The 21,614-nt window shown below is 69.7% G+C and carries 19 protein-coding genes; 12 read left to right on the top strand and 7 right to left on the bottom strand.

What is annotated here, in order from left to right; all coding sequences use genetic code 11:
- Window positions 1-12: 12 nt before the first annotated feature.
- A complete protein-coding gene (locus CAL29_RS16725) occupies window positions 13-1,380 on the bottom strand; it encodes an MmgE/PrpD family protein (RefSeq protein ID WP_094854224.1) in 1,368 nt (455 codons plus the stop codon).
- Window positions 1,381-1,510: 130 nt separating this feature from the next.
- Here CAL29_RS16725 and CAL29_RS16720 point away from each other — a divergent pair, with 130 nt between their 5' ends.
- Both CAL29_RS16720 and CAL29_RS16715 read left to right on the top strand, forming a co-directional pair.
- Window positions 1,511-2,545: a LysR family transcriptional regulator gene (locus CAL29_RS16720; protein ID WP_094854223.1), complete on the top strand. Its 1,035-nt coding sequence runs from the start codon at window positions 1,511-1,513 to the stop codon at window positions 2,543-2,545.
- 98 nt (window positions 2,546-2,643) lie between these two features.
- A complete protein-coding gene (locus CAL29_RS16715; RefSeq protein ID WP_094854222.1) occupies window positions 2,644-3,618 on the top strand; it encodes a Bug family tripartite tricarboxylate transporter substrate binding protein in 975 nt (324 codons plus the stop codon).
- Window positions 3,619-3,723: 105 nt separating this feature from the next.
- Here the strand turns inward: CAL29_RS16715 and CAL29_RS16710 are convergent, their stop codons facing one another.
- Window positions 3,724-4,986, bottom strand: coding sequence for a 4-aminobutyrate--2-oxoglutarate transaminase (locus CAL29_RS16710; protein ID WP_094854221.1), 1,263 nt, complete (start codon window positions 4,984-4,986; stop codon window positions 3,724-3,726).
- Window positions 4,987-5,326: 340 nt separating this feature from the next.
- On the opposite strand from CAL29_RS16710, the gene pdxR reads away from it, so the two are divergent.
- The 8 genes from pdxR to CAL29_RS16670 all read left to right on the top strand — a co-directional run bounded on the left by pdxR (window position 5,327) and on the right by CAL29_RS16670 (window position 14,195).
- A complete protein-coding gene (gene pdxR / locus CAL29_RS16705; RefSeq protein ID WP_094856698.1) occupies window positions 5,327-6,817 on the top strand; it encodes a MocR-like pyridoxine biosynthesis transcription factor PdxR in 1,491 nt (496 codons plus the stop codon).
- 403 nt (window positions 6,818-7,220) lie between these two features.
- Window positions 7,221-8,939, top strand: coding sequence for an allophanate hydrolase (gene atzF / locus CAL29_RS16700; protein ID WP_094854220.1), 1,719 nt, complete (start codon window positions 7,221-7,223; stop codon window positions 8,937-8,939).
- 114 nt (window positions 8,940-9,053) lie between these two features.
- Complete coding sequence (locus tag CAL29_RS16695; RefSeq protein ID WP_094854219.1) at window positions 9,054-10,067, top strand: ABC transporter substrate-binding protein; 1,014 nt, start codon at window positions 9,054-9,056, stop codon at window positions 10,065-10,067.
- A 3-nt stretch (window positions 10,068-10,070) separates the two neighbouring features.
- Window positions 10,071-10,913: an ABC transporter permease gene (locus tag CAL29_RS16690; protein WP_094854218.1), complete on the top strand. Its 843-nt coding sequence runs from the start codon at window positions 10,071-10,073 to the stop codon at window positions 10,911-10,913.
- A gap of 3 nt (window positions 10,914-10,916) precedes the next feature.
- Window positions 10,917-11,738, top strand: a complete 822-nt coding sequence (locus tag CAL29_RS16685; protein ID WP_094854217.1) for an ABC transporter ATP-binding protein — start codon at window positions 10,917-10,919, stop codon at window positions 11,736-11,738.
- A 36-nt stretch (window positions 11,739-11,774) separates the two neighbouring features.
- Window positions 11,775-11,984 (top strand): DUF4089 domain-containing protein, encoded by a 210-nt coding sequence (locus CAL29_RS16680; RefSeq protein WP_094854216.1) that lies wholly within the window; start codon window positions 11,775-11,777, stop codon window positions 11,982-11,984.
- Complete coding sequence (locus CAL29_RS16675) at window positions 11,981-13,420, top strand: AtzE family amidohydrolase (RefSeq protein ID WP_094854215.1); 1,440 nt, start codon at window positions 11,981-11,983, stop codon at window positions 13,418-13,420. The genes CAL29_RS16680 and CAL29_RS16675 overlap by 4 nt, the downstream gene beginning before the upstream one ends.
- A 13-nt stretch (window positions 13,421-13,433) precedes the next feature.
- Window positions 13,434-14,195 carry a GntR family transcriptional regulator gene (locus tag CAL29_RS16670; protein WP_094854214.1) on the top strand — a complete coding sequence of 254 codons (762 nt, stop codon included), beginning with the start codon at window positions 13,434-13,436 and terminating at the stop codon, window positions 14,193-14,195.
- Between the two features lie 39 nt (window positions 14,196-14,234).
- Here CAL29_RS16670 and CAL29_RS16665 read toward each other — a convergent pair whose 3' ends face one another.
- Both CAL29_RS16665 and CAL29_RS32030 read right to left on the bottom strand, forming a co-directional pair.
- Complete coding sequence (locus CAL29_RS16665) at window positions 14,235-16,439, bottom strand: heavy metal translocating P-type ATPase (protein WP_256977527.1); 2,205 nt, start codon at window positions 16,437-16,439, stop codon at window positions 14,235-14,237.
- Entirely contained in the window at window positions 16,391-16,693 is a 303-nt protein-coding gene (locus CAL29_RS32030) for a hypothetical protein (protein ID WP_256977526.1), read from the bottom strand. The genes CAL29_RS16665 and CAL29_RS32030 overlap by 49 nt, the downstream gene beginning before the upstream one ends.
- A gap of 126 nt (window positions 16,694-16,819) precedes the next feature.
- Here CAL29_RS32030 and cadR point away from each other — a divergent pair, with 126 nt between their 5' ends.
- Both cadR and CAL29_RS16655 read left to right on the top strand, forming a co-directional pair.
- Window positions 16,820-17,254, top strand: a complete 435-nt coding sequence (gene cadR / locus CAL29_RS16660) for a Cd(II)/Pb(II)-responsive transcriptional regulator (protein ID WP_094854212.1) — start codon at window positions 16,820-16,822, stop codon at window positions 17,252-17,254.
- A gap of 103 nt (window positions 17,255-17,357) precedes the next feature.
- Window positions 17,358-17,951 (top strand): nitroreductase family protein, encoded by a 594-nt coding sequence (locus CAL29_RS16655; RefSeq protein WP_094854211.1) that lies wholly within the window; start codon window positions 17,358-17,360, stop codon window positions 17,949-17,951.
- A 52-nt stretch (window positions 17,952-18,003) separates the two neighbouring features.
- On the opposite strand, the gene uraH is transcribed toward CAL29_RS16655, so the two are convergent.
- From uraH to CAL29_RS16640, 3 genes are all read right to left on the bottom strand, one after another.
- Window positions 18,004-18,420 carry a hydroxyisourate hydrolase gene (uraH, locus tag CAL29_RS16650; protein ID WP_256977525.1) on the bottom strand — a complete coding sequence of 139 codons (417 nt, stop codon included), beginning with the start codon at window positions 18,418-18,420 and terminating at the stop codon, window positions 18,004-18,006.
- 202 nt (window positions 18,421-18,622) lie between these two features.
- Window positions 18,623-19,012 (bottom strand): Cu(I)-responsive transcriptional regulator, encoded by a 390-nt coding sequence (gene cueR / locus CAL29_RS16645; RefSeq protein ID WP_094854210.1) that lies wholly within the window; start codon window positions 19,010-19,012, stop codon window positions 18,623-18,625.
- Window positions 19,009-21,444, bottom strand: a complete 2,436-nt coding sequence (locus CAL29_RS16640) for a heavy metal translocating P-type ATPase (protein ID WP_094854209.1) — start codon at window positions 21,442-21,444, stop codon at window positions 19,009-19,011. Before CAL29_RS16640 ends, cueR begins: the two co-directional genes overlap by 4 nt.
- Window positions 21,445-21,614: the final 170 nt, after the last annotated feature.

The raw sequence follows: 21,614 nt of genomic DNA, 5'->3' as shown, positions 1-21,614 counted from the left end.
GCCCGCGCGGGCTCAGATCAGTCCCTTGGGCTGGCCCGCCGGCAGCGCATCCAGGCGATGCAGGTCGTCCCACAGCCGCGCCGCCGCCTCCGCGCCCATGCCGCCGGCCGCGCAGCGGACGAACTTGTCCTTGAACTGCTGCAAGGTCCAGCGCTTGGCCGGATCGCCCTTCGCCTTCTGCTCGCGGCCATGGAAGACGGTGCCGTCCTGGTGCTTGATCACGATGTCGGTGAAGTCGTAGGGCACCGATTCCGGCGTGGTCAGCTCGGGATGGGTGTAGAGGTTGATCTTGCGCTGCATCGCCGCGATGGCGGGCGAACGCACCTTCTCGTCCTCGAATTCGGCGAAGGTGACCTGGCCATGGACCAGCGCCGCCGCCAGGCAATATTCCATGCTGAACTTGCCCTCCAGTCCGGTGCGCGCGTCGTGGTAGGGCAGCGTGCTGACGCAGCGATAGCCGACCCCGCAGTCGATGGATGCGATCTGGTCCGGCTTGATGGCGCCCTCGGCCACGCCGTCGAGCAGCATGTCGATGGCGCAATGGGTCAGCGAGCAGGTGGGGTACTGCTTGTAGATGTTGCCGGGGTCGACCAGGTCGAAGCGCTCGTTCAGCGCCTCCAGCGCCAGGGCGGGCTGCACCTGCTCCAGGCCGGCGAACAGGTCGAAGAAGCCGTTCTTGCACTCCAGCGCGGCGGGGTTCGCCGTCGTGCCGGCCTGCGCGAGCAGGGCCGCCGTCACGCCGCCTTCCGCGGCGAAGCCGGAATGCGTCGGCTTGGTCATGGTGCCGAAGTTGGCCACCAGGCCGCCCGCGCGCGAACCGGCGATGGCCAGGGCGATGGCGGTCTTCCCCGCGTCCAGCCGGAGCAGCCTGGCGCAGGCGGCCGCGGCGCCCAGGGTGCCCAGCGTCAGGGTGGTGTGCCAGCCCTTGTTGTAGTGGGGCATGTTGACGGCGCGCCCCAGCTTGGTGGCGATTTCCACCCCGGCGACGTAGGCGGTGACCAGTTCCTGGCCGCTCGCGCCGGTCTTGGCGGCGAGGGCGAAGATGGCCGGCACGACCGGGCAGGAGGGATGGCCGCGCATCGACGGATTGGTATCGTCGATGTCGTGGGCGTGCGCCATGGCGCCATTGACCAGGGCGGCGTTGCGGGGCGTGGTGCGCAACGCGGTTCCCCAGATGGCGCTGGGGCCGGTCTCTCCCTCGACGATGGCCATCACGGCGCGCGCCGCCGGCTCGTTCACGGCGGCGAGGGCGCCGCCTATCGTGTCGGCGATGGCCAGTCGGCCTTCTTCCTGCACGGCGGGCGGCAGCTTTTGCCAGGCCAGATCGGCGACGAATTCGGCGAGCGTCTTCGTCACGGGTAGGATAGGATCGGGTTCCATGCGGATTCCTTCGGGTGGTTGCAGGTTGAGGAACGAGACGCCGACACACGTAGCCCCGGGCAAGGCCTTGCCGGATGGGGCGGTGTGGAATTAATTTTCCTTATTTTTAATATAAGTCCTGAAAAATAGTATGCGCAAGCCCGCCGTCAAAAATAGTGCTGAAAAAAAACCGAAGGCCGCCGCCGCGCCCGCGCCGCTGAACGTCGAACAGGGCGCCGGCCGTAGCTGGCTGAACCTGCGCCTGATCGAGGTTTTCGTGGCGGTCGTGCAGGAAGACGGCATGACCCACGCCGCGAACCGGCTGGGCATGACCCAGTCCGCCGTTTCCCAGGCCATCGGCGCCATGGAAACGGGGCTGGGCGCGCAACTGATCGACCGCTCCAAGCGGCCCATGCAGCTCACGCTGTTCGGCAACACCTTCTACGAGCGCGCCATCGAGCTGCTGCGGCGCTCGCGCGAACTGGAGCAACTGGTCAGCCTGCAGCAGAACGCCCAGTTGCCGGTGCTGCGGATGGGCATGGTCGATTCGTTCGCCAGCACGGTGGGACCGGTGCTGCTGCGCGAGATCGCCACCATGGCCTCGCGCTGGTCCGTGACCTCGGGGGTGTCCGGCACGGACGTGCGCGGCCTGGTCGAGCAGCGCCTGGACGTGATCATCACGTCCGACGACATCGGCGACGCCCCCCGGTTGCTGGACCTGCCGTTGATCAAGGAGCCGTTCTGCATCGTGGCGCCCAAGGGCCTCGCCGTGCCGGCGGGCAATCTGGAGCAACTGGGCCAGGCGCTGCCCTTCATCCGGTACAGCGCCGGCACCTTCCTGGGACCCAAGATCGACGCCTATCTGCGCCAGCAGGGGGTGTCGTTGCAGCGGGAGTACGAATTCGACACCTCGGACGCGGTGCTCGCCATGGTTCGCGCCGGACTGGGCTGGGCCATCACCACGCCGCTATGCGTGCTGAAGACGCGGCTGCAACCCCAGGAATACCACTACCTGCCCTTGCCGGGCGGGGGGCTGGAACGGACCTTGCGGCTGGTGGCCCACGACGGCGAGCACGCGGCGCTGTGGGAGCGGATCTCCGCCACCGCGAAAACCATCCTCAAGCACCAGTGGGTGCCGCAGATCAAGAAGGTGGCGCCCTGGGGCGGCGCCATCGAGAACCCATAATTAATTTTACTTATTGTTTGGATTAGCTTGTTGGAATACACTGCCGCTCGTGCCGTGACCAGACGGCGCGTCGGCTTCAATTATCCAAGGGGTTAATCATGAAGTTCTCCGTGGCAGTTCTTGCGCTGGCGGGTGCGGCGTTGTTGAGCGCGGGCACTGGCGCCGCCCAGGCCCAGTCCTATCCCTCCAGGCCCATTACGGTCGTGATCGGGTATCCGCCCGGCGGCGGGGCCGACGCGCTCGCCCGCGCCGTTGCCTCGCAACTGGGCGACGTCTCCGGCCAAAGCGTGATCGTCGATAACCGTGGCGGTTTTTCCGGCAACATCGGCGCGGCCTACGTGGCGAAATCCCCGCCTGACGGCTACACGCTGCTGGTGGCGCCCACCACCACCTACCGGATCAACGGCATCCTGTACGGCTCGCGCGTGGGGTACGACTTGCAGAAGGATTTCGCGCCGGTCACCTTGCTGGGCGTGCAGCCCATGGTGCTGATGGTGAATCCGAAGCTGCCGGTCGACAGCGTGACCGGGCTGCTGGCGTACGCCAAGACCCACAAGCTCACTTTCGGTTCAACCGGCGTGGGCTCGCTGGAGCACATCGCGGCGGAGCTGTTCTTCAAGGGCGTTCCGGGCGGCGCCGTGCACGTTCCCTATCGCGGGGCGGGGCCGGCCATCATCGATCTCATGGGCGGGCAGATCGACGTCCTCTTCGCCACGGCGCCCACCGTCGTTTCCAACAAGGACAGCGGGCGCATCAAGGCATTGATGGTCACCACCACAGAAAGAAATCCCGCGCTGCCGACGCTGCCCACGCCCGCGGAGGCCGGGCTGAAGGGGTTCGAGGTGGTTTCCACCTACAGCCTGCTGGCGCCCGCCGGCACGCCCAAGGACGTGCTGGAAAAACTCAACGCCCTGGCCGTCAAGGCGCTGAAGACGCCCAAGGCGGTCGAGACCTTCCAGTTCATGGGGGTCCAGCCGCAACCGACGAGCCTTGCCGAGACCAGGGAGCGCCTGTCCAAGGAGTACGCGAAGTGGGCGGCGGTCATCGCGGAGAACGGCATCAAGGCCGAATAGCGGCGCCGGGCGATTCCGGCGCCGGCGGATAGCGGCAAACGCCGGGCGGCGCCCGGCGTTGGTTCGCGATGGCCAGGCCGGACGCGCCGGCCCCGGCCATGGGGCTTACGCTTGCAGGGCTTCGTCCAGGATGCCCAGGGCGCGCTCGAATTGCGCCTCGGGAATCGTCAGCGGGTACAGGAAGCGGATGACGTTGCCGTACATGCCGCAGCTCAGCAGCACCAGCCCGCGCTCCTGGGCGCGCTGCTGGACGCGGCGCACGGCGTCCGCGTCCGGTTCGCCGGCGGCGGTGCGCAGTTCGATGGCGACCATCGAGCCCTGGGCGCGGATATCGGCGATGCCGGGGTTGGCCTTCTGCGCGGCGCGCAGGCGGGCCACCAGGCGCTCGCCCAGCGCGGCGGCGCGTTCGCACAGCTTTTCCTCGGCGATCACGTCCAGCACGGCATGCGCCGCGGCCACCGACAGGGGGTTGCCGGCATAGGTGCCGCCCAGGCCGCCGGGAGGCGGCGCGTCCATCACTTCGGCGCGGCCGCAGACGGCCGACAGGGGCATGCCGCCGGCCAGGCTCTTGGCCATGGTGATCAGGTCGGGCCGCACGCCGTGATGTTCCATCGAGAACAGCTTGCCGGTGCGGCCATAGCCGGTCTGGACTTCATCGGCGATCATGACGATGCCGTGTTCGTCGCACAGCGCGCGCAGGCCCTGCATCAGCTCCGTCGGCGCGACGTTGAAGCCGCCTTCGCCCTGCACCGGTTCGATGATGATGGCGGCCACGCGCTTGGGATCGATGTCCGCCTTGAACAACTGGTTGATCGCGGCCAGCGAGTCCTTGGCGGTGACGCCGCCCAGGGCGCTGGGGAAGGGGACGTGGTAGACCTCGCCGGGGAAGGGCCCGAAGCCGGCCTTGTAGGGCTGGACCTTGCCGGTCAGCGCCAGGGTCATCATGGTGCGGCCATGGAAGCCGCCGGCGAAGGCGATGACGCCCGAACGGCCGGTGTGGGCGCGGGCGATCTTGACGGCGTTCTCGACGGCTTCGGCGCCGGTCGTGAAGAAGGCGGTCTTGGCCGGCCCCTCGATGGGCGCGGCGGCGTTGATGCGCTCGGCCAGCATGACGACGCTTTCGTAGGGGACGATCTGGTACGCGGTGTGGGTGAAGCTTTCGAGCTGCGCGCCGATGGCGGCGGCGATGCGCGGATGGCGATGGCCGGTGTTCAGCACGGCGATGCCGGCGGCGAAGTCGATGAACTCGCGGCCTTCGACGTCCCAGATGGTGGCGTTCTCGGCGCGCTGGGCATAGAAGTCGCACATCACGCCCACGCCGCGCGGGGTGGCGGCCAGGCGGCGGGACTGCAGATCGGCGTTTTTCATGATGAAAGCGTTTCAGGTAGGGGTTCGGGGGAAAACCTGATTTAATGGCGGATTGGCCCCTTCCGAAAGATCCAGTTCGTTCAAATCGATGGGGCCAATTGGAAATGGGCCAATTGGAAGCGCCGCCCTGAATGAACCTCGATCGGAGACGCCTGCCCGGAATGGCTCCCTGGAATGCATCCCTTGCCAAGGGCGGACGGCCGTTGTCCGAGACCTTGCTCCCACATGTTGTTGTCGCGCCTTCCCGCTGCGCGTGGCGGCCACGCCGCGCGGGCGCGCCGGATGGCCGGCGCATTGCCCCGGCGCCGGCGGCGCGCCGCGGACCGGGGGAGCTGACGTGATCAAGTCGATCTGCTCCGACCTGGTCCTGCAGCGCCTCGCGCCCGCGGGCGGCGGCACGCTCAACCGCCAGCTTTACGAATGCCTGCGCGGGGCCATCCTCGACGGCAGCCTGCCGCCGTCCAGCGCGCTGCCCGCCTCGCGCGACCTTGCGCGCGAAATCGGCATGTCGCGCAACACGGTGCTGCATGCCTACGAGCAACTGCGCACCGAAGGCTATGTCCACGCCCGCGTGGGCAGCGGCACCTTCGTGGCGGAGACCGCGCCGGACAGCTACCTGAGCGCCGAACGATTGCAAGGGCTGCAAGGCCTGCAGGCGGCCGCCGCCGGCCCGGACGCCGCCGGCGCGCCGTTGCGGCTGGCGCGGCGCGCGCAGGCGCTGCTGTCCAACGTCTCGGCGGCGCCCGCCCAATGGGGCGCCTTCATGCCGGGCGTGCCGGACGTGACGCAGTTCCCGAACCGGCATTTCAGCCGCATCCTGTCCCGCCTGTGGCGCGATCCCGCGCCGCAGTTGCTGACCTACGCGCACGGCGGCGGCCATCCGGCGCTGCGCGCCGCCATCGCGGAGCATCTGCGCGTGGCCCGCTCGGTGCGTTGCGATCCCGGCCAGATCCTGGTGACCGAGGGCGTGCACCAGGCCATCGACCTGTCCCTGCGCATGCTGGTCGATCCGCGCGAAACCGTCTGGGTGGAGGAGCCCGGCTACTGGGGTTTCCATAAGGTCCTGCAGATGGTGTCGGCGGTGGTGAAGCCGTTGCGGGTGGAGGAAGAGGGCAGCGGATGGCCCGCCGGCAAGGCGCCGCCGCGGCTGATCTTCGTGACGCCGTCGCATCAATATCCGCTGGGACTGGTGATGAGCCTGGCGCGGCGGCGCGAGTTGCTGGACTACGCGCGGGCCTCGGGAAGCTGGATCGTCGAGGACGACTACGACAGCGAATTCCGCTATGCCGGACGCCCCATCCCCGCCATGCAGGGGCTGGAGGAAGACGCGCCCGTCATCTACATCGGCACCTTCAGCAAGACGCTGTTTCCCGGGCTGCGCGTGGGCTATATGGTGTTGCCGCGCGCCCTGGCCGAACCCTTTCGCGCCGCGCACGCGGATCTCTACCGCGAAGGCCATGCCCTGACGCAGGCCGCCCTGGCCGAGTTGCTGGAGCAGGGCCACTACGCGGCGCACATCCGCCGCATGCGGGTGCTGTATGCGCGCCGGCGCGCCTTGCTGGAAGGCTTGATCAACCGCTACCTGGGGCCGGCGTACCTGGATCCCCAGTCCAGCAACGCCGGCCTGCACCTGGTGCTGCGCCTGCCGCCCGATTGCGACGACGTGGCGATCAGCGCGGCGGCGCAGGCCCGCGGCGTCCTCACCCGTCCCTTGTCGCGCTACTACATGCATCCCGGCGCGCGGCGCGGACTGCTGCTGGGTTATGCGTGCGTCCACGAGCGGGACATCGCGCCGGCCTTTCATACGCTGCGGGGCTGCTTGCCGCGTTGACGCGCCGGCGTTCCGTACGCACCGTGATGGTGCGTTTCGCACGCGCCGATGCGTGCGGGGGCACGTGCGCGGTGCGCGGCATGGCGGTCGCCCGGCGTCATTCAGCATCGCTGTCGACCGGCCATGCGTCGCCATCGGCGCGTTGATCGTGCCGCACGGCGCGGCCCGCATGTGCCCGATTTCCCTGGTTTTTTTCGCCGTGCGGCGAGCCCCGTCGCGGCCGCGACGCATGGCGGCGAAACACGCGTCACGCAAAGTTGGCACAGCCTTTGCTTTGAGTCGTCTTGTACACAAGTTTGGATTTCAGCTTCCCGAATCCGCTTTTCCCGTGCGAGACAACGTGGCTTCTTCCCCCTTTGCCTTTTCTTCCCCCCGCGTGCCTTCAGTGCCCGCAACGGCCGGCATGCCCGTGCCGTCGGCCGCCTCCGGCACGCCGGCCTGCGCATGGATCACGCGCCTGGACGCGCCGTTGACGACGGCGGCCGCCGGGCCGCTGGCCGGGCTGCGCTTCGCGGCCAAGGACAATATCGACGCCGCGGGCATCCCGACCACCGCCGCCTGCCCTGAATTCGCCTATGTGCCCACCGAGAACGCCGCGGTCGTCCAGCGGCTGCTCGACGCCGGCGCCGCCCTGGCCGGCAAGACCAACCTGGATCAATTCGCCTGCGGCCTGAACGGCAGCCGTTCGCCCTATGGCGCGGTCCCCAACAGCTTCGACGCGCGCTACGTCAGCGGCGGTTCGAGTTCGGGGTCCGCCTACGTCGTGGCGGCCGGCGAATGCGACTTCGCGCTGGGCACTGACACGGCCGGCTCCGGCCGCGTGCCCGCCGGCCTGAACAACATCGTCGGCCTCAAGCCCAGCAAGGGACTGATTTCCGCGCACGGCGTGGTGCCGGCCGCGCAGAGCGTGGACTGCGTTTCCATCCTAGCGCGCACCGTCGCCGTGGCGGTGCGCGTGCTGGAAACGGCGATGGGCCACGATGCGCGCGATCCGTATTCGCGCGAACTGGCGCTGGCGACGCGCCCGTTCCCGGCCGCCTTCCGTTTCGGCGTGCCCGTGCGGCCGGAATTCTTCGGCGACACGCTGGCGCGCGACGCCTTCGACCAGGCCGTCGCGCGCCTGGCGGCGCTGGGCGGCACGCCGGTGCCCGTGGACTATGCGCCGCTGGCCGAGGCCGCCGGCCTGCTCTATGAAAGCGCGCTCGTGGCCGAGCGCTACGCCGCCGTGCGCGATTTCTTCGATGCGCGCGCGGACGCGGTGATCGAACCGGTGCGGTCGATTCTCGCGGCGGGCAAGTCCTATGACGCCGCCCAGGTCTTCCAGGCGCAGCACCGCCTGCGCGCGCTGGGCCAGCAGGCCGCCGCGATGTGGCGCGATATCGACGTGCTGTGCGTGCCGACCGCGCCCACCCATTGCACGCTGGAAGCCATGGCGCGGGAGCCGGTCCAGCGCAATCGCGAATTGGGCCAATACACCAACTTCGTCAATCTGCTGGACTACGCCGCGTTGTCGGTGCCGGCCAGCATACGGCCGGACGGCCTGCCTTTCGGCATCACCTTGATCGGCCAGGCCGGCAGCGACTGGCAGCTCGCCGACCTGGGGCAGCGCTTTCATCACGACACCGGCCTGACGCAGGGCGCGACCGGCCAGCCGCTGCCGGCGCCGCGGCCGATCGCCGCCTTGTCCGCCGCGCCGGCCGCGGCGTCCGTGGACGCTCCCGCGCCGTCGCCCGAGACGCACCTGGCGCTGGTGGTGGTGGGCGCGCACCTGAGCGGCCTGCCGCTGAACGGCCAATTGACCGAACGCGGCGCCGTGCTGGCGCGGCGCACGGCCACGGCGCCGCGCTATCGCCTGTACGCGCTGCCCGGCACCGTGCCGCCCAAGCCGGGCCTGCAACGCGTGGAGGCCGGCGGCGCCGCCATCGAAGTGGAAGTGTGGCAGGTGCCCCTGGCGGCGGTCGGCAGCTTCCTGGCGCTGGTGCCCGCGCCATTGGCCCTGGGCAGCGTCGAACTCGCCGATGGCCGCTGGGAGCATGGCTTCGTCTGCGAAGGCCATGCGCTGGCGGCCGCGCGCGACGTCACGGCTTACGGCGGATGGCGCGCCTACGTGGCGTCGCTGTGATCCCAAGTCTCCGATCCTAAACCTTCGATCCCAAGCCTTGTTTCTCGCCGTCGCTCATTCAGAAACTCTCGCCTTCTCCCTGCTGACCGTTAATCCCGATTATTGGAGTCGATCATGACCAAGCCCATCATCAAGACCGCCGCATTGCCCGATGCCGGCCGCCGCCGCACGCTGTTGACCGGCGCCGCCGTCCTGGGCGCGGTGGCCGCCCCGCGCTTCGCGCGCGCGCAATCCGCGCCGAAGATCCGCATCGGCTTCTGGCCGGTGGCGGCGGCGCTGCCGTTCTTCGCGGCGGTGGAAAAGGGCTATTTCAAGGACGCCGGCCTGGACGTCGAGGCGCAGAAGTTCGCCGGCGCCCAGCAGGTCATGGAAGGCATGCTGGCCGGCCGTTGCGACGGCAGCGCCAATGGCGTGGGCGCCGCCAACCTGGCCATCGGCGAAATCGCCCAGCCGGGCATGTTCAAGATTTTCTGCACCAACCCCAGCAACGCCACGAACGTCCTGGAAGAATTCCTGGTGGCCAAGGACAGCGCCTACAAGACGGCCGCCGATCTCAAGGGCAAGAAGATAGGCTGCGGCCCCGGCATCCAGAACGTGACGCTGGCCAAGACCATGCTGGAGCGCGCCGGCGCCGCTGGCGCCACGGTGATCGAACTGCCCATCGGCCAGCACGTGGCGGCCATCGCGGCCGGCCAGGTCGACGGCGTCTATACGCTGGAGCCGACCGGCACGGTGGGCCGCCTGAACGGCACCACGCGCGTGCTGGAGGCGGGGGTGGTGGCGCACTACATCCTGGGCGATCCGCAGGCGCCGTGGCATGGCGGGGCGGCCAGCCTGACCACCGACTTCATCAAGAAGTACCCCGAGGCCACGGCGAAGTACATCGCGGCCTACAAGCGCGGCATCCAGTTGGTGCGCGAGCATCCCGACGACGCGCGCCAGTACATGAAGGGCTACACGGCCATCGAGGGCCCGCTGACCAAGGAAGTGCCGCTGGCGGCCTACATGACCTACGACGAGTTCAAGCCCAGCGACGTGGCCTACTTCCAGAAGTTCTACGACCTGTTCACCGAGAAGGGCATCTTCTCGCGGAAAGTCGACGTCACGAAACTGCTTTACAAGGCTTGAACCATGTCCAAGGCTTCTACCCCCGTCCCCGCGGCGGGCGCTCCGGCGGGCTGGGCGCCGCCCGCCTCCAGCGACGCGGCGGCGCCGAAACCGCCGTTGCGCGACCGCCTGCTGCCTTTCGTCGGGCCGGTCGTGCTGTTCATCATCTGGGACCTGGTGGTCCGGGCCGGCCTCATCAAGGCGATCCTGCTGCCCAGTCCGGCCGACACGCTGGTGGCCCTGGTCACCGGCCTGGCCGGCGGCCCGCTGCTGACGGACTTCGCGGTCACGGTGGCGCGGACGCTGGAAGCCTTCGTCATCGCCGCCGTCATCGGCATGCCCCTGGGCGTCCTGCTGGGCAGCAACGAGAAGGCGTACCGCAGCGTCGAGTTCCTGATCGACTTCTTCCGCTCCACGCCGTCGTCCGCGCTGATTCCCCTGTTCCTGCTCATCTTCGGCGTCAGCGACATCAACAAGGTGGCCATCGCGGCCTTCGGCGCCTTGCTGATCGTCGTCTTCAACAGCGCCTACGGGGTGATCAACGCGCGCAAGCAGCGGGTCATGGCGGCCCGGGTGATGGGCGCTTCGCGCTGGCGCATCTTCAAGGACGTGCTGCTGTGGGAAAGCCTGCAGCCCAGCTTCGTCGGGCTGCGCTCGGCGGTGTCGATGGCGCTGGTCATCGTCATCGTGGCGGAGATGTTCATCGGGTCGGAAAACGGCCTGGGGCACGCCATCATCGACGCCCAGCAGGTGCTGAACGTCAAGACCATGTATGCGGCCATCCTGGCGGCCGGCGCGCTGGGCTATGTGTTGAACATCGTGTTCCTGGTGCTGGAACGCCGCGTCGTCCACTGGAGCGGAAGGTAAGCCATGAGTAGCGTCCTGAATCCCCCGGCGTTCGCCGACGTCCCCAAGCCGCGCTTCCAGCCCGGCCCGGTGGGGACCCACATCACCATCCGCGGGCTGACCAAGTACTTCGCCGGCTGGCCGCTGTACGAGAACTTCGACCTCGATATCCCGAAGAACAAGATCGTCTCGGTATTCGGGCCCAACGGTTGCGGCAAGAGCACCTTGATCAACATGATCGCCGGGCTCATTCCCATCGACAGCGGCGAGATCCTGTTCGACGGCAAGTCGCTGAAGGACACCCGCATCGGCTATGTGTTCCAGAACTACCGCGAGGCGCTGTTCCCCTGGATGCGGACGATAGACAACATCGCCTATCCCTTGCTGCTGGAAGGCAAGAGCAAGGCCGAGGTGGACCGCCGCATGGAGGAACTGGTGGCGTCGTTCGACGTCAAGTTCGACCTGAACCGTTATCCGTACGAACTGTCCGGCGGGCAGCAGCAGACGGCGTCCATCATGCGCGCCCTGGCGCCGCGGCCGGAGGTGCTGTTCCTGGACGAGCCGTTCTCCGCGCTGGATTTCGAGATGACGCTGTTCATCCGTGAGAAACTGCAGGAAGTCTTCATGCAGACCGGCACCACCATGCTGCTGGTGTCGCACGATCTGGAAGAGGCGGTCTACCTGGCCGACCAGATCCTGCTGCTGACCAAGCGGCCCACCAAGGTCGCGGAGATCCTCGAATACACGGACGCGCGGCCGCGCACCGTGGAGACGCTGTCCCAAGCCAGTTTCGTGGCCGCCAAGAAATCGAGCCTGGAGATATTCCAGCGCGAGGTGCGGCGCTGAGCACGGCGCCGCTCTCGGGAAACAAGGAGGAATGCAATGACCGAAGACCCCCGTATCCTGGACTACGTGAAAGCCAGCGCGGCCTTGCTGGACCTGCCGCTGGACGACGCCCGCGCGCTGCGCGTGGCCGCCCACCTGGGCCGCACCCAGGCCATGGCGGCGCTGCTGGACGCCGTGCCCCTGGGCGTGGAGGACGAGCCCGTGGCTTTGTTCTGCTCGGCGCCTTTTCCGGAGGTCGAGGCATGAGCAATTCGACCCTATCCCAGCCTGGCGCGGACGCAGCCGGCTTGCCGGCCGGCGGCGAGACGCTGGCGCGGCTGGCGGCCGTCGCGCGCGGGGAGCTGCGCGCCCGCGATTGGCTGGAACAGTGCATCGCGCGCATCGAGGCCGTGGACGAACGCGTCAACGCCTTCACCCTGCGCACGCTGGCCCGCGCGCGCCGCGAGGCCGACGCCATCGACGCGCGCCGCGCGGCCGGCGAGACGCTGCCGCCGCTGGCGGGCCTGCCTTACGCGGTCAAGAACCTCTACGACATCGAAGGCGAGATCACCGTCGCCGGCTCCACGATCAACCGCGATCACGCGCCGGCCGCCGCCGACGCGGTGCTGGTGCAGCGCCTGCGCGAAGCGGGCGCCGTGCTGGTGGGCGCGCTGAACATGGACGAGTACGCCTACGGCTTCACCACCGAGAACACGCACTACGGCCCCGTGCGCAATCCGCACGACACGCGGCGCATCGCCGGCGGTTCGTCGGGCGGTTCCGGCGCCGCCGTGGCGGCCGGGGAAGTGCCGGTGACGCTGGGCTCGGACACCAACGGCTCGATCCGCGTGCCGGCGTCGCTGTGCGGCGTGTGGGGCTTGAAACCGACCTTCGGCCGGCTGTCGCGGCGCGGGACCTATCCTTTCGTCCACAGCATCGATCATCTGGGACCTTTCGCCGACTCGGCGGCCTTGCTGGCCCGTGTCTACGACGCGCTGCAATGCGCCGATGCGCAGGACCCCGGCTGCCACGCGCGCGCCGTCCAGCCCGTCGCGCCTGTGCTGGAGGAGGGCGTGGACGGGCTGAAGGTGGCGCTGCTGGACGGGTATTTCGAGGACAACGCCACCGATGCCGCGCGTAGCGCGGTGCGCATGGCGGGCAAGGCCCTGGGCGCGCAGGCCATGGTCGAGTGGCCGGACGCGGGCCTGGCGCGGGTCGCGGCTTTCATCATCACGGCCAGCGAAGGCGGCAGCCTGCACCTGGAGGACCTGCGGCGGCGCGCCGACGATTTCGAGCCCTTGTCCGTGGACCGCTTCATCGCCGGCGCGCTACAGCCGGCGCATTGGCTGGCCCGCGCGCATCGCTTCCGCCGCGTGTACCGGGAACGGGTGCTGGCCTTGTTCAGCCGGTGGGACGTGCTGCTGGCGCCCGCGACGCCGGTGCCGGCCTTGCCGATCGGCACCGAGTGGCTGGACTTGAGCGGCGCCACGCAGCCGGCCCGCGCGGCGATGGGCCTGCTGACGCAACCCATTTCCTTCGCGGGCTGCCCGGTGGTGGCGGCGCCCTTGTGGCCGGAGGGCACGCAGGGCCTGCCCCTGGGCGTGCAGATCATTACCGCGCCTTGGCGGGAGGATCTGGCATTGCGCGCCGCCCGCGTTCTGGAACGGTCCGGCGTCGCCGGCCCGCGCCAGGCGGCGTTGTAAGGCCGTGCGCGGCATGAGGACGCGCAACGCCGCCACGGACGGGCCATCCGCGGCCGTTGCGCCAGCCGCATCCGCCGCGCCGCGTTCCAGCCGCGCGGCCGACGTCTACGCCTTGCTCAAGCGGGACATCGCGGATTTTCGCCTGGTGCCGGGCGACCGTTTCACCGAAAGCGAGATCAGCGAGCGCCTGGGGGTATCGCGCACCCCCGTGCGCCAGGCCTTGTTCCGCTTGCAGCAGGAAGGCTTCGTCGAAGTCCTGTTCCGCGCCGGCTGGCGGGTCTTGCCCTTCGACTTCAAGCAGTTCGAGCAGCTATACGACCTGCGCATGGTGCTGGAGTCCGAGGCGGTGCGCCGCCTGTGTTCGGGATCCCCGCGCATCGACCGCGGCGCGCTGGACGGCCTGGCCGACATCTGGCTGGTGGCGGCCGAGGCGCGTTGCCGGGACATGGCGCAGGTAGGGTTGTGGGACGAGGCCTTCCATTGCACGCTGGTCCGCGCCGCCGGCAACGACGAAATGACGCGCGTGCACCGCGAAGTCACCGAACGCATCCGCATCATCCGCCGCCTGGATTTCACCCAGCGTCCGCGCGTGGAAGCCACTTACGACGAACATGCCCGCATCCTGCGCGCCGTGCTGGCGCAACGGGCGGACGAGGCGTGCCGCCTGCTCTCCGCCCATATCGCGTCCAGCCAGGCGGAGGTGCGCAAGATCACCTTGCACGAGGTCTACCTGGCGCGCCAGGCGCCCGCAGAGGCGCGAAGAAGCGGGCCCTAACTAAGCGCGGCTGGGGGGAATCCCCCCGGCTACCCCCGCTCAGGCCCCGGCGGTCCTGAGTTCGTCGACAGGGCCGGCCGCCTCGCCGCGCGCCAGCCGGCCGTCGCCCGTGCGCAGCAGCCGCAGGCCGTTGGCCACCACCAGCAGGCTGGCGCCGACGTCGGCGAAGACCGCCATCCACAACGTCGCGGCGCCGGCCAGGGTCAGCGCCAGGAAGACCGCCTTGATGCCCAGCGCCAGCACGATGTTCTGCACCAGCACGCGGTGCGTGGCGCGCGACAGGCGCAGGAATTCGCCGATCTTGCGCAGGTCGTCGTCCATCAGCGCGACGTCGGCGGTCTCGATGGCGGTGCCGGCGCCGGCCGCGCCCATGGCGAAACCGATGTCGGCGCGCGCCAGCGCCGGGGCGTCGTTGATGCCGTCGCCCACCATGCCGACCAGGCCTTCGCCGGCGCGTGCTTCCAGCGCCCGCAGCTTGTGCTCGGGCAACTGCTCGCCATGCGCCGCGTCGATGCCCACTTCATCGGCGATGGCGCGCACGGTGGCCTGGTTGTCGCCGCTGAGCATCAGCGTGTGGATGTTCAAGGCATGCAGGTCGGCGATGGCCTGGCGGCTGGCCGGCTTGACCGTGTCGGCCACGGCGGCGATGGCCAGGGCCCCTTGCGGGCCGGCCAATACCACCGCCGTCTTGCCCTGGCTCTGCAGCGCGTCCAGCGCCTGCGCCAGCGCGGGCGTTTCGAAGCCCAGCTCGCGCATCAGGCGGGCATTGCCCAGGTGGTAGCCGACCCCGTCGATGCGGCCGCGCGTGCCGCGGCCGGGCAGGGCGGCGAAGTCCTCGACCTCGGCCAGCGCGCCCACGGCTTGCGCGGCGCCGGCGGCGATGGCCAGGGAGACGGGGTGATCCGAGCGCGCCGCCAGGCTGGCGGCCAGGCGGCGCGCGGCGGCCTCCGTCGTCCCTTCCAGCGGCAGCAGATCCGTCAGGACCGGACGGCCATGGGTGAGGGTGCCGGTCTTGTCCAGCGCCAGCCAGCGCAGGCGTCGGCCGTTTTCCAGGTAGGCGCCGCCCTTGATCAGGATGCCGCGCCGCGCCGCGGCCGTCAGCCCGCTGACCACGCTGACCGGCGTCGAGATCACCAGCGCGCACGGGCAGGCGATGATCAGCAGGGTCAGCGCGCGGTAGATGGCGGTCGGCCAGGGCTGGCCCAGCGCCAGGGGCGGCACGCAGGCCACCAGCAGGGCGAGTATCACCACGGCCGGCGTGTAGACGCGGGCGAAGCGGTCGATGAAGCGCTGGGTGGGCGCGCGCGCGCCCTGGGCCTGCTCGACGGCGTGGATGATGCGCGCCAGCGTGCTGTCCGCGGCGGCGGCGCTGACGCGGTACTCGAAGGCGCCATGGGTATTCACCGTGGCCGCGTAGACAGGGTCGCCCACGGTTTTTTCGGCGGGCAGGCTTTCCCCGGTGATGGGCGACTGGTCGACGGCAGAGGCGCCGGCCACGAGCACGCCGTCGGCGGCGATGCGTTCGCCGGGCCGCACGCGGACCACGTCGTCCACTTTCAGGCTGGCGGCCGGCACGGTGCTCCAATTGCCGTCGGGCTGGCGCACCGTGGCATGGGCGGGCGCCAGGTCCAGCAGGCCGCGCACGGCGTTGCGCGCGCGGTCCAGCGAGCGGGCTTCGATCAATTCCGCGACGTTGAACAGGAACATGACCATCGCGGCTTCCGGCCACTGGCCGATGGCGGCCGCGCCGGTCACGGCGATGCTCATCAGGGCATTGATGTTCAGGTTGCCGTTGCGCACGGCGATCCAGCCCTTGCGATAGGTGCCCAGGCCGCACGCCAGCACGGCCAGCAGCGCCAGCAGGGCGGCGACCGGGATCGGTCCCAGCATGGGGTTGCCGGCGAAATGCACGGCTTCGGCCAGGGCGGCCAGCACGCCGCCGGCGATCAGGCCGCGCCAGCGCGTGGGCGCCGCGGCGGGCGCCGGCTCGGCCCCGCCTTCCAGCACCGAGGACGCCATGCCCAGGTCCTTGATGGCGGCTTGCACGGCCGCCAGGGCCTCGCTGGCGTGCACCACCGTCAGCACGCGCTGCATCAGGTTGAAATGAAGCTGCCTGACCTGGGGCATCGCGCCGAGCTTGCGGCGGATGAGGGTTTCCTCGGTGGGGCAATCCATCTGCTCGATCAGCAGCCGCGTCAGCGCTTCGCCCGGGGCCGCGCGCAGATCGGCGTCCGGCTGCGCCACCGCATGGCGCGCGCCATGGTCGTGTCCGCAGCAGGTGTGCGCGTGGCCGTGGGCGTCGTCCTGCGCGGCAGGGGCGGAGGCGTGGAGATGGTCGGGGTCGCCGGCATGACCGTGCCCGTGCTCATGGTCATGCTCCTGATGAGCATGCTCCGGGTGTCCATGTCCGTGAGGATCATGCCCGGCGGCGGCCGGCTTTCCATGGTCATGTCCGCAGCAGGCTCCATGTCCATGGGCGTGTCCCGGGTGCGGATCATGTCCGTCCCTGGTTTTGGCGGCGACGATGGGCGGGAATCTGGTAGTCATGGGCCTTATTCCACACCCTGGGGTTACTATAGGGTCAAGCGTTGCCCCGGCAACGCGCCTTTCGCGGAGGCTGGAACATGAAAATCGGCGAGTTGGCCAAGGCCGCCGGCACCACGGTGGAAACCGTGCGCTATTACGAGAAGGAAGGCCTGCTACCCGCGCCCGGGCGGGCCGGCAACAACTACCGCAGCTACGGGCCGCAGCACGCCGACCGGCTGCGCCTCATCCGCAACTGCCGCGCGCTGGACATGACGCAGGAAGAAATCCGCGCCATCCTGCACCTGGCCGACAGCCACGCGGCCGACTGCGGCCCCATCAACGATATCTTCGACGCCCACATCGCCCACGTCGACGAGCGCATCGCCGAACTGACGCAATTGAAGGCGCAGTTGGGGGAGTTGCGCCGGCGATGTCTTTCGGCCCGGCCGCACGCCGAGAACTGCGGCATTCTGCATGGCCTGGCCGAAATGCAGGTCGAGGAGCGTCCCGAGCGCCATACCCACCTGGGTTGAATCCGAGGCGGCATGGCCGCCGCGGCGTCGTCACGGACGGCGCCGCGCGCGCGGAGGCTCGCAGCGACGCCCCATTCATCCATTCCGAGAGAAATTCCGAAGCATGAACTCCCCTGAAACGATCTCCACTCCCTTGCACGCGCTGAATTCCCGCCGTTCGACCAAGTTCCTGCGCGCCCCCGCGCCGTCGCCGGAAGAAATGGCCCAGATCCTGCAGGCCGGCATGTCGGCGCCGGACCATGGCTCGCTGCGTCCGTGGCGCTACGCCGTCATCCGCGGCGAGAACATCGCCAAGCTGGCGGACCTGGCCCTGGGCGCGGTCAAGCGCAGCGGCGATCCGCGCATGACGCCCGAAAAGGAGAAGTCGGTGCGCGAATGGATGGCCGCCGTGCCGCTGTTCATCGCGGTGGCGCAGAAGATAGACCACGGCAAGATCCCGGAGCACGAGCAGATGCTGGCGACGGGCGCGTCGGTCATGAACATCCTGAACGCCGTGCACATGATGGGCTACGGCGCCTTCTGGAGCACGGGCGTGGGCACGTACGTGGAAGAAGTCCAGTTGGCGCTGGGTTTCGATCCGCTGGACTACCGCTTCCTCGGCTACCTGGCCATCGGCACGCCCGGCTGCGCGGTGCCTCCCGTGCAGCGCCCGGATTTCCGGGACTTCGTCACGGAATGGACCGGCCCGGTGGCGTGATGGCGAGGTCCGGCGGCGCGATGGCGCTATTGCGCGCGCCACGCCCGCCGCTTCAGCGGCCGCGATAGACGGTATAGCCGTAGCGGCTCAGCAGCAGGGGGATGTGATAGCGCTGATTGGCGTCCTCGACCATGAAGGGGACGACGATCTCCGGGAAGAAGGCCGCTGCCTTGGCCTTGCCGTGGTAGTCCCCGGTATGGAAGACGACGCGGTATTCGCCGTCGACGAAGGGCTCGCCGGCCGGGAAAAGCGCCTTGATGCGGCCGTCCCGGTCCGTCACCCCGGTTCCCAGGCCGCGCCAGCGGTGGTCGATTTTCCGTTCCAGGTCGACGTGGACGCCGACGGCCGGCTGGCCCGTGTTCTGGTCCAGGACGTGCACGCTCAGCGAGTCGGGGGCCGCCCAGGCGTTGGCGCCGGCCAGCGCCAGCATGCCGGCGAAGGAAAGGGAGAACAGGTGCGCGCGTTTCAATGGAGCTCCTTGATCGGTCAGCGACCGATGGCGAACGGGCGGGAACAGGAAGTAAGGAATAGCCCGTTCGCGGAGCATAGGCAGCGGCGGCCCGGCCGTCTGCGCGAAGAATCCGAGCCGCGCTCGGATCTTTCTCAGGGCGCCGGATTCGCCGATATCGCCGATGACGACCGGGGCGCGCCCGGTGCGTCGATGGGATGGGTCAGGGGGCGCCCAGTTCGTCGATGATGGGGCAATCCGGCCGCTGGTCGCCATGGCAATGGGCGGCCAGGTGCTGCAGGGTGTCGGCCATCTGGCGCAGCGCCGCCGCCTTGCGCTCCAGCTCGGCCACGTGGGCCAGCGCGATACGTTTGACGTCGGCGCTGGCGCGGTCGCGATCGCGCCACAAGGCCAGCAGATCGCGCATGACGTCGACGCTGAAGCCCAGGTCGCGCGCGCGCCGGATGAAGCGCAGCGTGTGCAGGTCGTGGTCGGTATAGACGCGATAGCCCGCTTCCGTGCGGCCGGCGGCGTCGATCAAGCCTATGCTTTCGTAGTAGCGGATCATCTTCGCGCTGATGCCCGTCGCCGCCGCGGCTTGTCCGATATTCATGCGTGGGTCCCTCCGGCGCCGTAGCGCTTCAGTCTCAGGGCATTGCCCACCACGAAGACGCTGGACAAGGCCATGGCCGCCGCCGCGAAGATCGGCGACAGCGTGGGGCCGCCCAGCGGCTGCAACACGCCCGCGGCCAGCGGGATCAAGGCCACGTTGTAGGCGAAGGCCCAGAAAAGGTTCTGGCGGATGTTCACCAGGGTCGCGTGGCTGACGCCGATCGCGCGCGGCACGCCTTGCGGGTCGCCCGACATCAGCACCACGTCGGCGGCGTCCAGGGCCACGTCCGTGCCGGTGCCGATGGCGATGCCGACGTCCGCCGCGGCCAGGGCCGGAGCGTCGTTGATGCCGTCGCCGACGAAGGCGACGACGGGGCGCTTGCCGTGGGTTTCAGGCGAGGCCTGGCTCGTGGCCGCCGGGGTTGCCGTGGCCGCCGTTGCTGTCGTTGTTGCCGCCGCCGAGGTCGTTGCCGCTGCCGCCCCCGGAATCGTTGCGGGCGTTGCGGTCATCGCGGTTGTCCCGTCCGGACCCGCGCCAGCCAGCCCCTGCAAGCGCGCGATCACTCGCTGCTTGTCGGCCGGCAAGGTCTCCGCATGGACTTCGTCGATGCCCAGCTCCCGCGCCACCGCCTGCGCGGTGCGGCGGTCGTCGCCGGTGATCATCGCGGTGCGCACGCCCGCCGCGTGCAGGGCCGCGACGGCCGCGGCCGCGCCGGGCTTGACCGGATCGGAGACCGCCATCAGCGCCGCCGCGTGGCCGTCGATGGCCACGTGGATGGGGGTCTTGCCGGCATTGGCCCAGGTCTCGGCGGTGGCGCCGAAGGCGGCGATGTCCACGCCTTCCTGGCGCATCAGCGCGGCGGATCCCAGCACCAGCCTGCGTCCCTGCACCGTGCCGCGCACGCCGGCGCCGGTCAGCGCCTCGAAGTCCTGCACGGGGGGCGGCGCGATGCCGGCTTCGCGCGCCGCCGCCAGGACGGCCACGGCGATGGGATGCTCGGACGCGGACTGCACCGCGGCCGTCCACGCCAGCACGTCGTCGCGCGCAAGCCCTTCGGCAAGCTGCATATCCGTCAGCGCGGGCTTGCCGACCGTCAGGGTGCCGGTCTTGTCGAAGGCCACCACGTCCACGTCGCGCAGGGTTTGCAGCGCCGTGCCCTGACGGAACAGCACGCCCAGTTCGGCCGCGCGCCCCGTGCCGACCATGATGGACATGGGCGTGGCCAGGCCCATGGCGCAGGGGCAGGCCACGATCAGCACGGCCACCGCGTGCACCAGGGCCAGGGGCAGCGAGGGCGCGGGGCCCCAGGCCAGCCAGGCCGCGAAGGCGAGCAGGGCGGCGAGCAGGATGGCGGGCACGAAGTAATACGTCACGCGGTCCACCAGCGCCTGGATGGGCAGGCGCGCGCCCTGGGCCTGTTCGACCAGTTGCGCGATGCGCGCGAGCGCGGTGTCGGCGCCGGTATGGGTGACGCGCACCGTCAGCGCGCCGGTCGTGTTGAGCGTGCCGCCGGTGACGGCGGCGCCGCGCGCCTTTTCCACCGGCACCGGCTCGCCGGTGATCATCGATTCGTCGACGTAGGAGCCGCCGTCGACCACTTCGCCGTCCACCGGGATTTTTTCGCCGGGGCGCACCAGCACCCGGTCGCCGGCGCGCACCTCGGCGATGGGCAGGTCCGTCGCGGCGTCGCCCCGCAGCACGCGCGCGGTGCGGGGCTGCAAGGCGGCCAGGCGGGCGATGGCCGCGCCGGTGCGTCCCTTGGCGCGCGCCTCCAGCATGCGGCCCAGCAGGATGAGGGTGACGATGACGGCGGCGGCCTCGAAGTAGACGGCGCCGGTGCCGGCGGGCAGCGCGCCGGGCAGCAGGGTCGCCACCATGGAATAGCCCCAGGCGCTGCCCGCGCCGAGGGCGACCAGGGAGTTCATGTCGGGCGCGCGCCGCCACAATGCCGGCAGGCCCAGCAGGAAGAAGTCGCGGCCCGGACCGGCCAGCAATACCGTCGTCAGCAGCGCCTGTAGCAGCCAACTGCGCTGCATGCCGATGTGGACGTGGATCCAGTCATGCAGGGGCGGAAAGACGTGGCCGCCCATTTCCAGCAGGAAGACGGGCAGGGCGAGCGCCAGCGCCAGCCAGAAGCGCCGCTGCAGGCGCAGCGCCTCGGCCTCGCGTTGCGCGTTCAACTGCTCGGCCTGGCGGCCGGGGTCCTCGATGACGTGCGCGGCGTAGCCGGCCTTGGCGACGGCCGCCAGCAGCGGATCCGCGAGACCGCCTTGCCAGGCGACCCGCGCGCGCTCGGTGGCCAGGTTGACGCTGGCCTCGCTGACGCCGGGCACGGAGGCCAGGGCCTTTTCCACGCGCCGCACGCAGGACGCGCAGCTCATGCCTTCGATGGCGAGATCCAGTTCGGTGGCGGGGAGGGCGGGGGTATTCATGATAGGAGGGTGGATAGGAAGGATGACGCAAGTATCATCCTTCCCATGATGGCAAGGTCAAGTCTACTGCTTTGCATGAGGCCGGGGCCGTTGATTGCAAGGGGCCGCGCTGTCCCGGGCGCCGGCCGGGGCGTTCGGGCGCAAGGCAATGGCTTGACCTTCCTACAATG

Source organism: Bordetella genomosp. 10, assembly GCF_002261225.1.
Lineage (GTDB): Bacteria > Pseudomonadota > Gammaproteobacteria > Burkholderiales > Burkholderiaceae_B > Bordetella_C.
This window is presented reverse-complemented; position numbering and strand designations above follow the sequence as displayed.

Bases quoted from the DNA above. Each gene is read 5' to 3' on its own strand.
- CAL29_RS16655 (WP_094854211.1), top strand. From the start codon at position 17,358: ATGAACTCCCCTGAAACGATCTCCACTCCCTTGCACGCGCTGAATTCC.
- CAL29_RS16685 (WP_094854217.1), top strand. From the start codon at position 10,917: ATGAGTAGCGTCCTGAATCCCCCGGCGTTCGCCGACGTCCCCAAGCCG.
- CAL29_RS32030 (WP_256977526.1), bottom strand. From the start codon at position 16,693: ATGATCCGCACCCGGGACACGCCCATGGACATGGAGCCTGCTGCGGAC.
- atzF (WP_094854220.1), top strand. From the start codon at position 7,221: ATGCCCGTGCCGTCGGCCGCCTCCGGCACGCCGGCCTGCGCATGGATC.
- CAL29_RS16680 (WP_094854216.1), top strand. From the start codon at position 11,775: ATGACCGAAGACCCCCGTATCCTGGACTACGTGAAAGCCAGCGCGGCC.
- cadR (WP_094854212.1), top strand. From the start codon at position 16,820: ATGAAAATCGGCGAGTTGGCCAAGGCCGCCGGCACCACGGTGGAAACC.
- cueR (WP_094854210.1), bottom strand. From the start codon at position 19,012: ATGAATATCGGACAAGCCGCGGCGGCGACGGGCATCAGCGCGAAGATG.
- CAL29_RS16690 (WP_094854218.1), top strand. From the start codon at position 10,071: ATGTCCAAGGCTTCTACCCCCGTCCCCGCGGCGGGCGCTCCGGCGGGC.
- CAL29_RS16640 (WP_094854209.1), bottom strand. From the start codon at position 21,444: ATGAATACCCCCGCCCTCCCCGCCACCGAACTGGATCTCGCCATCGAA.
- CAL29_RS16725 (WP_094854224.1), bottom strand. From the start codon at position 1,380: ATGGAACCCGATCCTATCCTACCCGTGACGAAGACGCTCGCCGAATTC.
- CAL29_RS16695 (WP_094854219.1), top strand. From the start codon at position 9,054: ATGACCAAGCCCATCATCAAGACCGCCGCATTGCCCGATGCCGGCCGC.
- CAL29_RS16710 (WP_094854221.1), bottom strand. From the start codon at position 4,986: ATGAAAAACGCCGATCTGCAGTCCCGCCGCCTGGCCGCCACCCCGCGC.
- CAL29_RS16670 (WP_094854214.1), top strand. From the start codon at position 13,434: ATGAGGACGCGCAACGCCGCCACGGACGGGCCATCCGCGGCCGTTGCG.
- CAL29_RS16715 (WP_094854222.1), top strand. From the start codon at position 2,644: ATGAAGTTCTCCGTGGCAGTTCTTGCGCTGGCGGGTGCGGCGTTGTTG.
- CAL29_RS16675 (WP_094854215.1), top strand. From the start codon at position 11,981: ATGAGCAATTCGACCCTATCCCAGCCTGGCGCGGACGCAGCCGGCTTG.
- CAL29_RS16720 (WP_094854223.1), top strand. From the start codon at position 1,511: ATGCGCAAGCCCGCCGTCAAAAATAGTGCTGAAAAAAAACCGAAGGCC.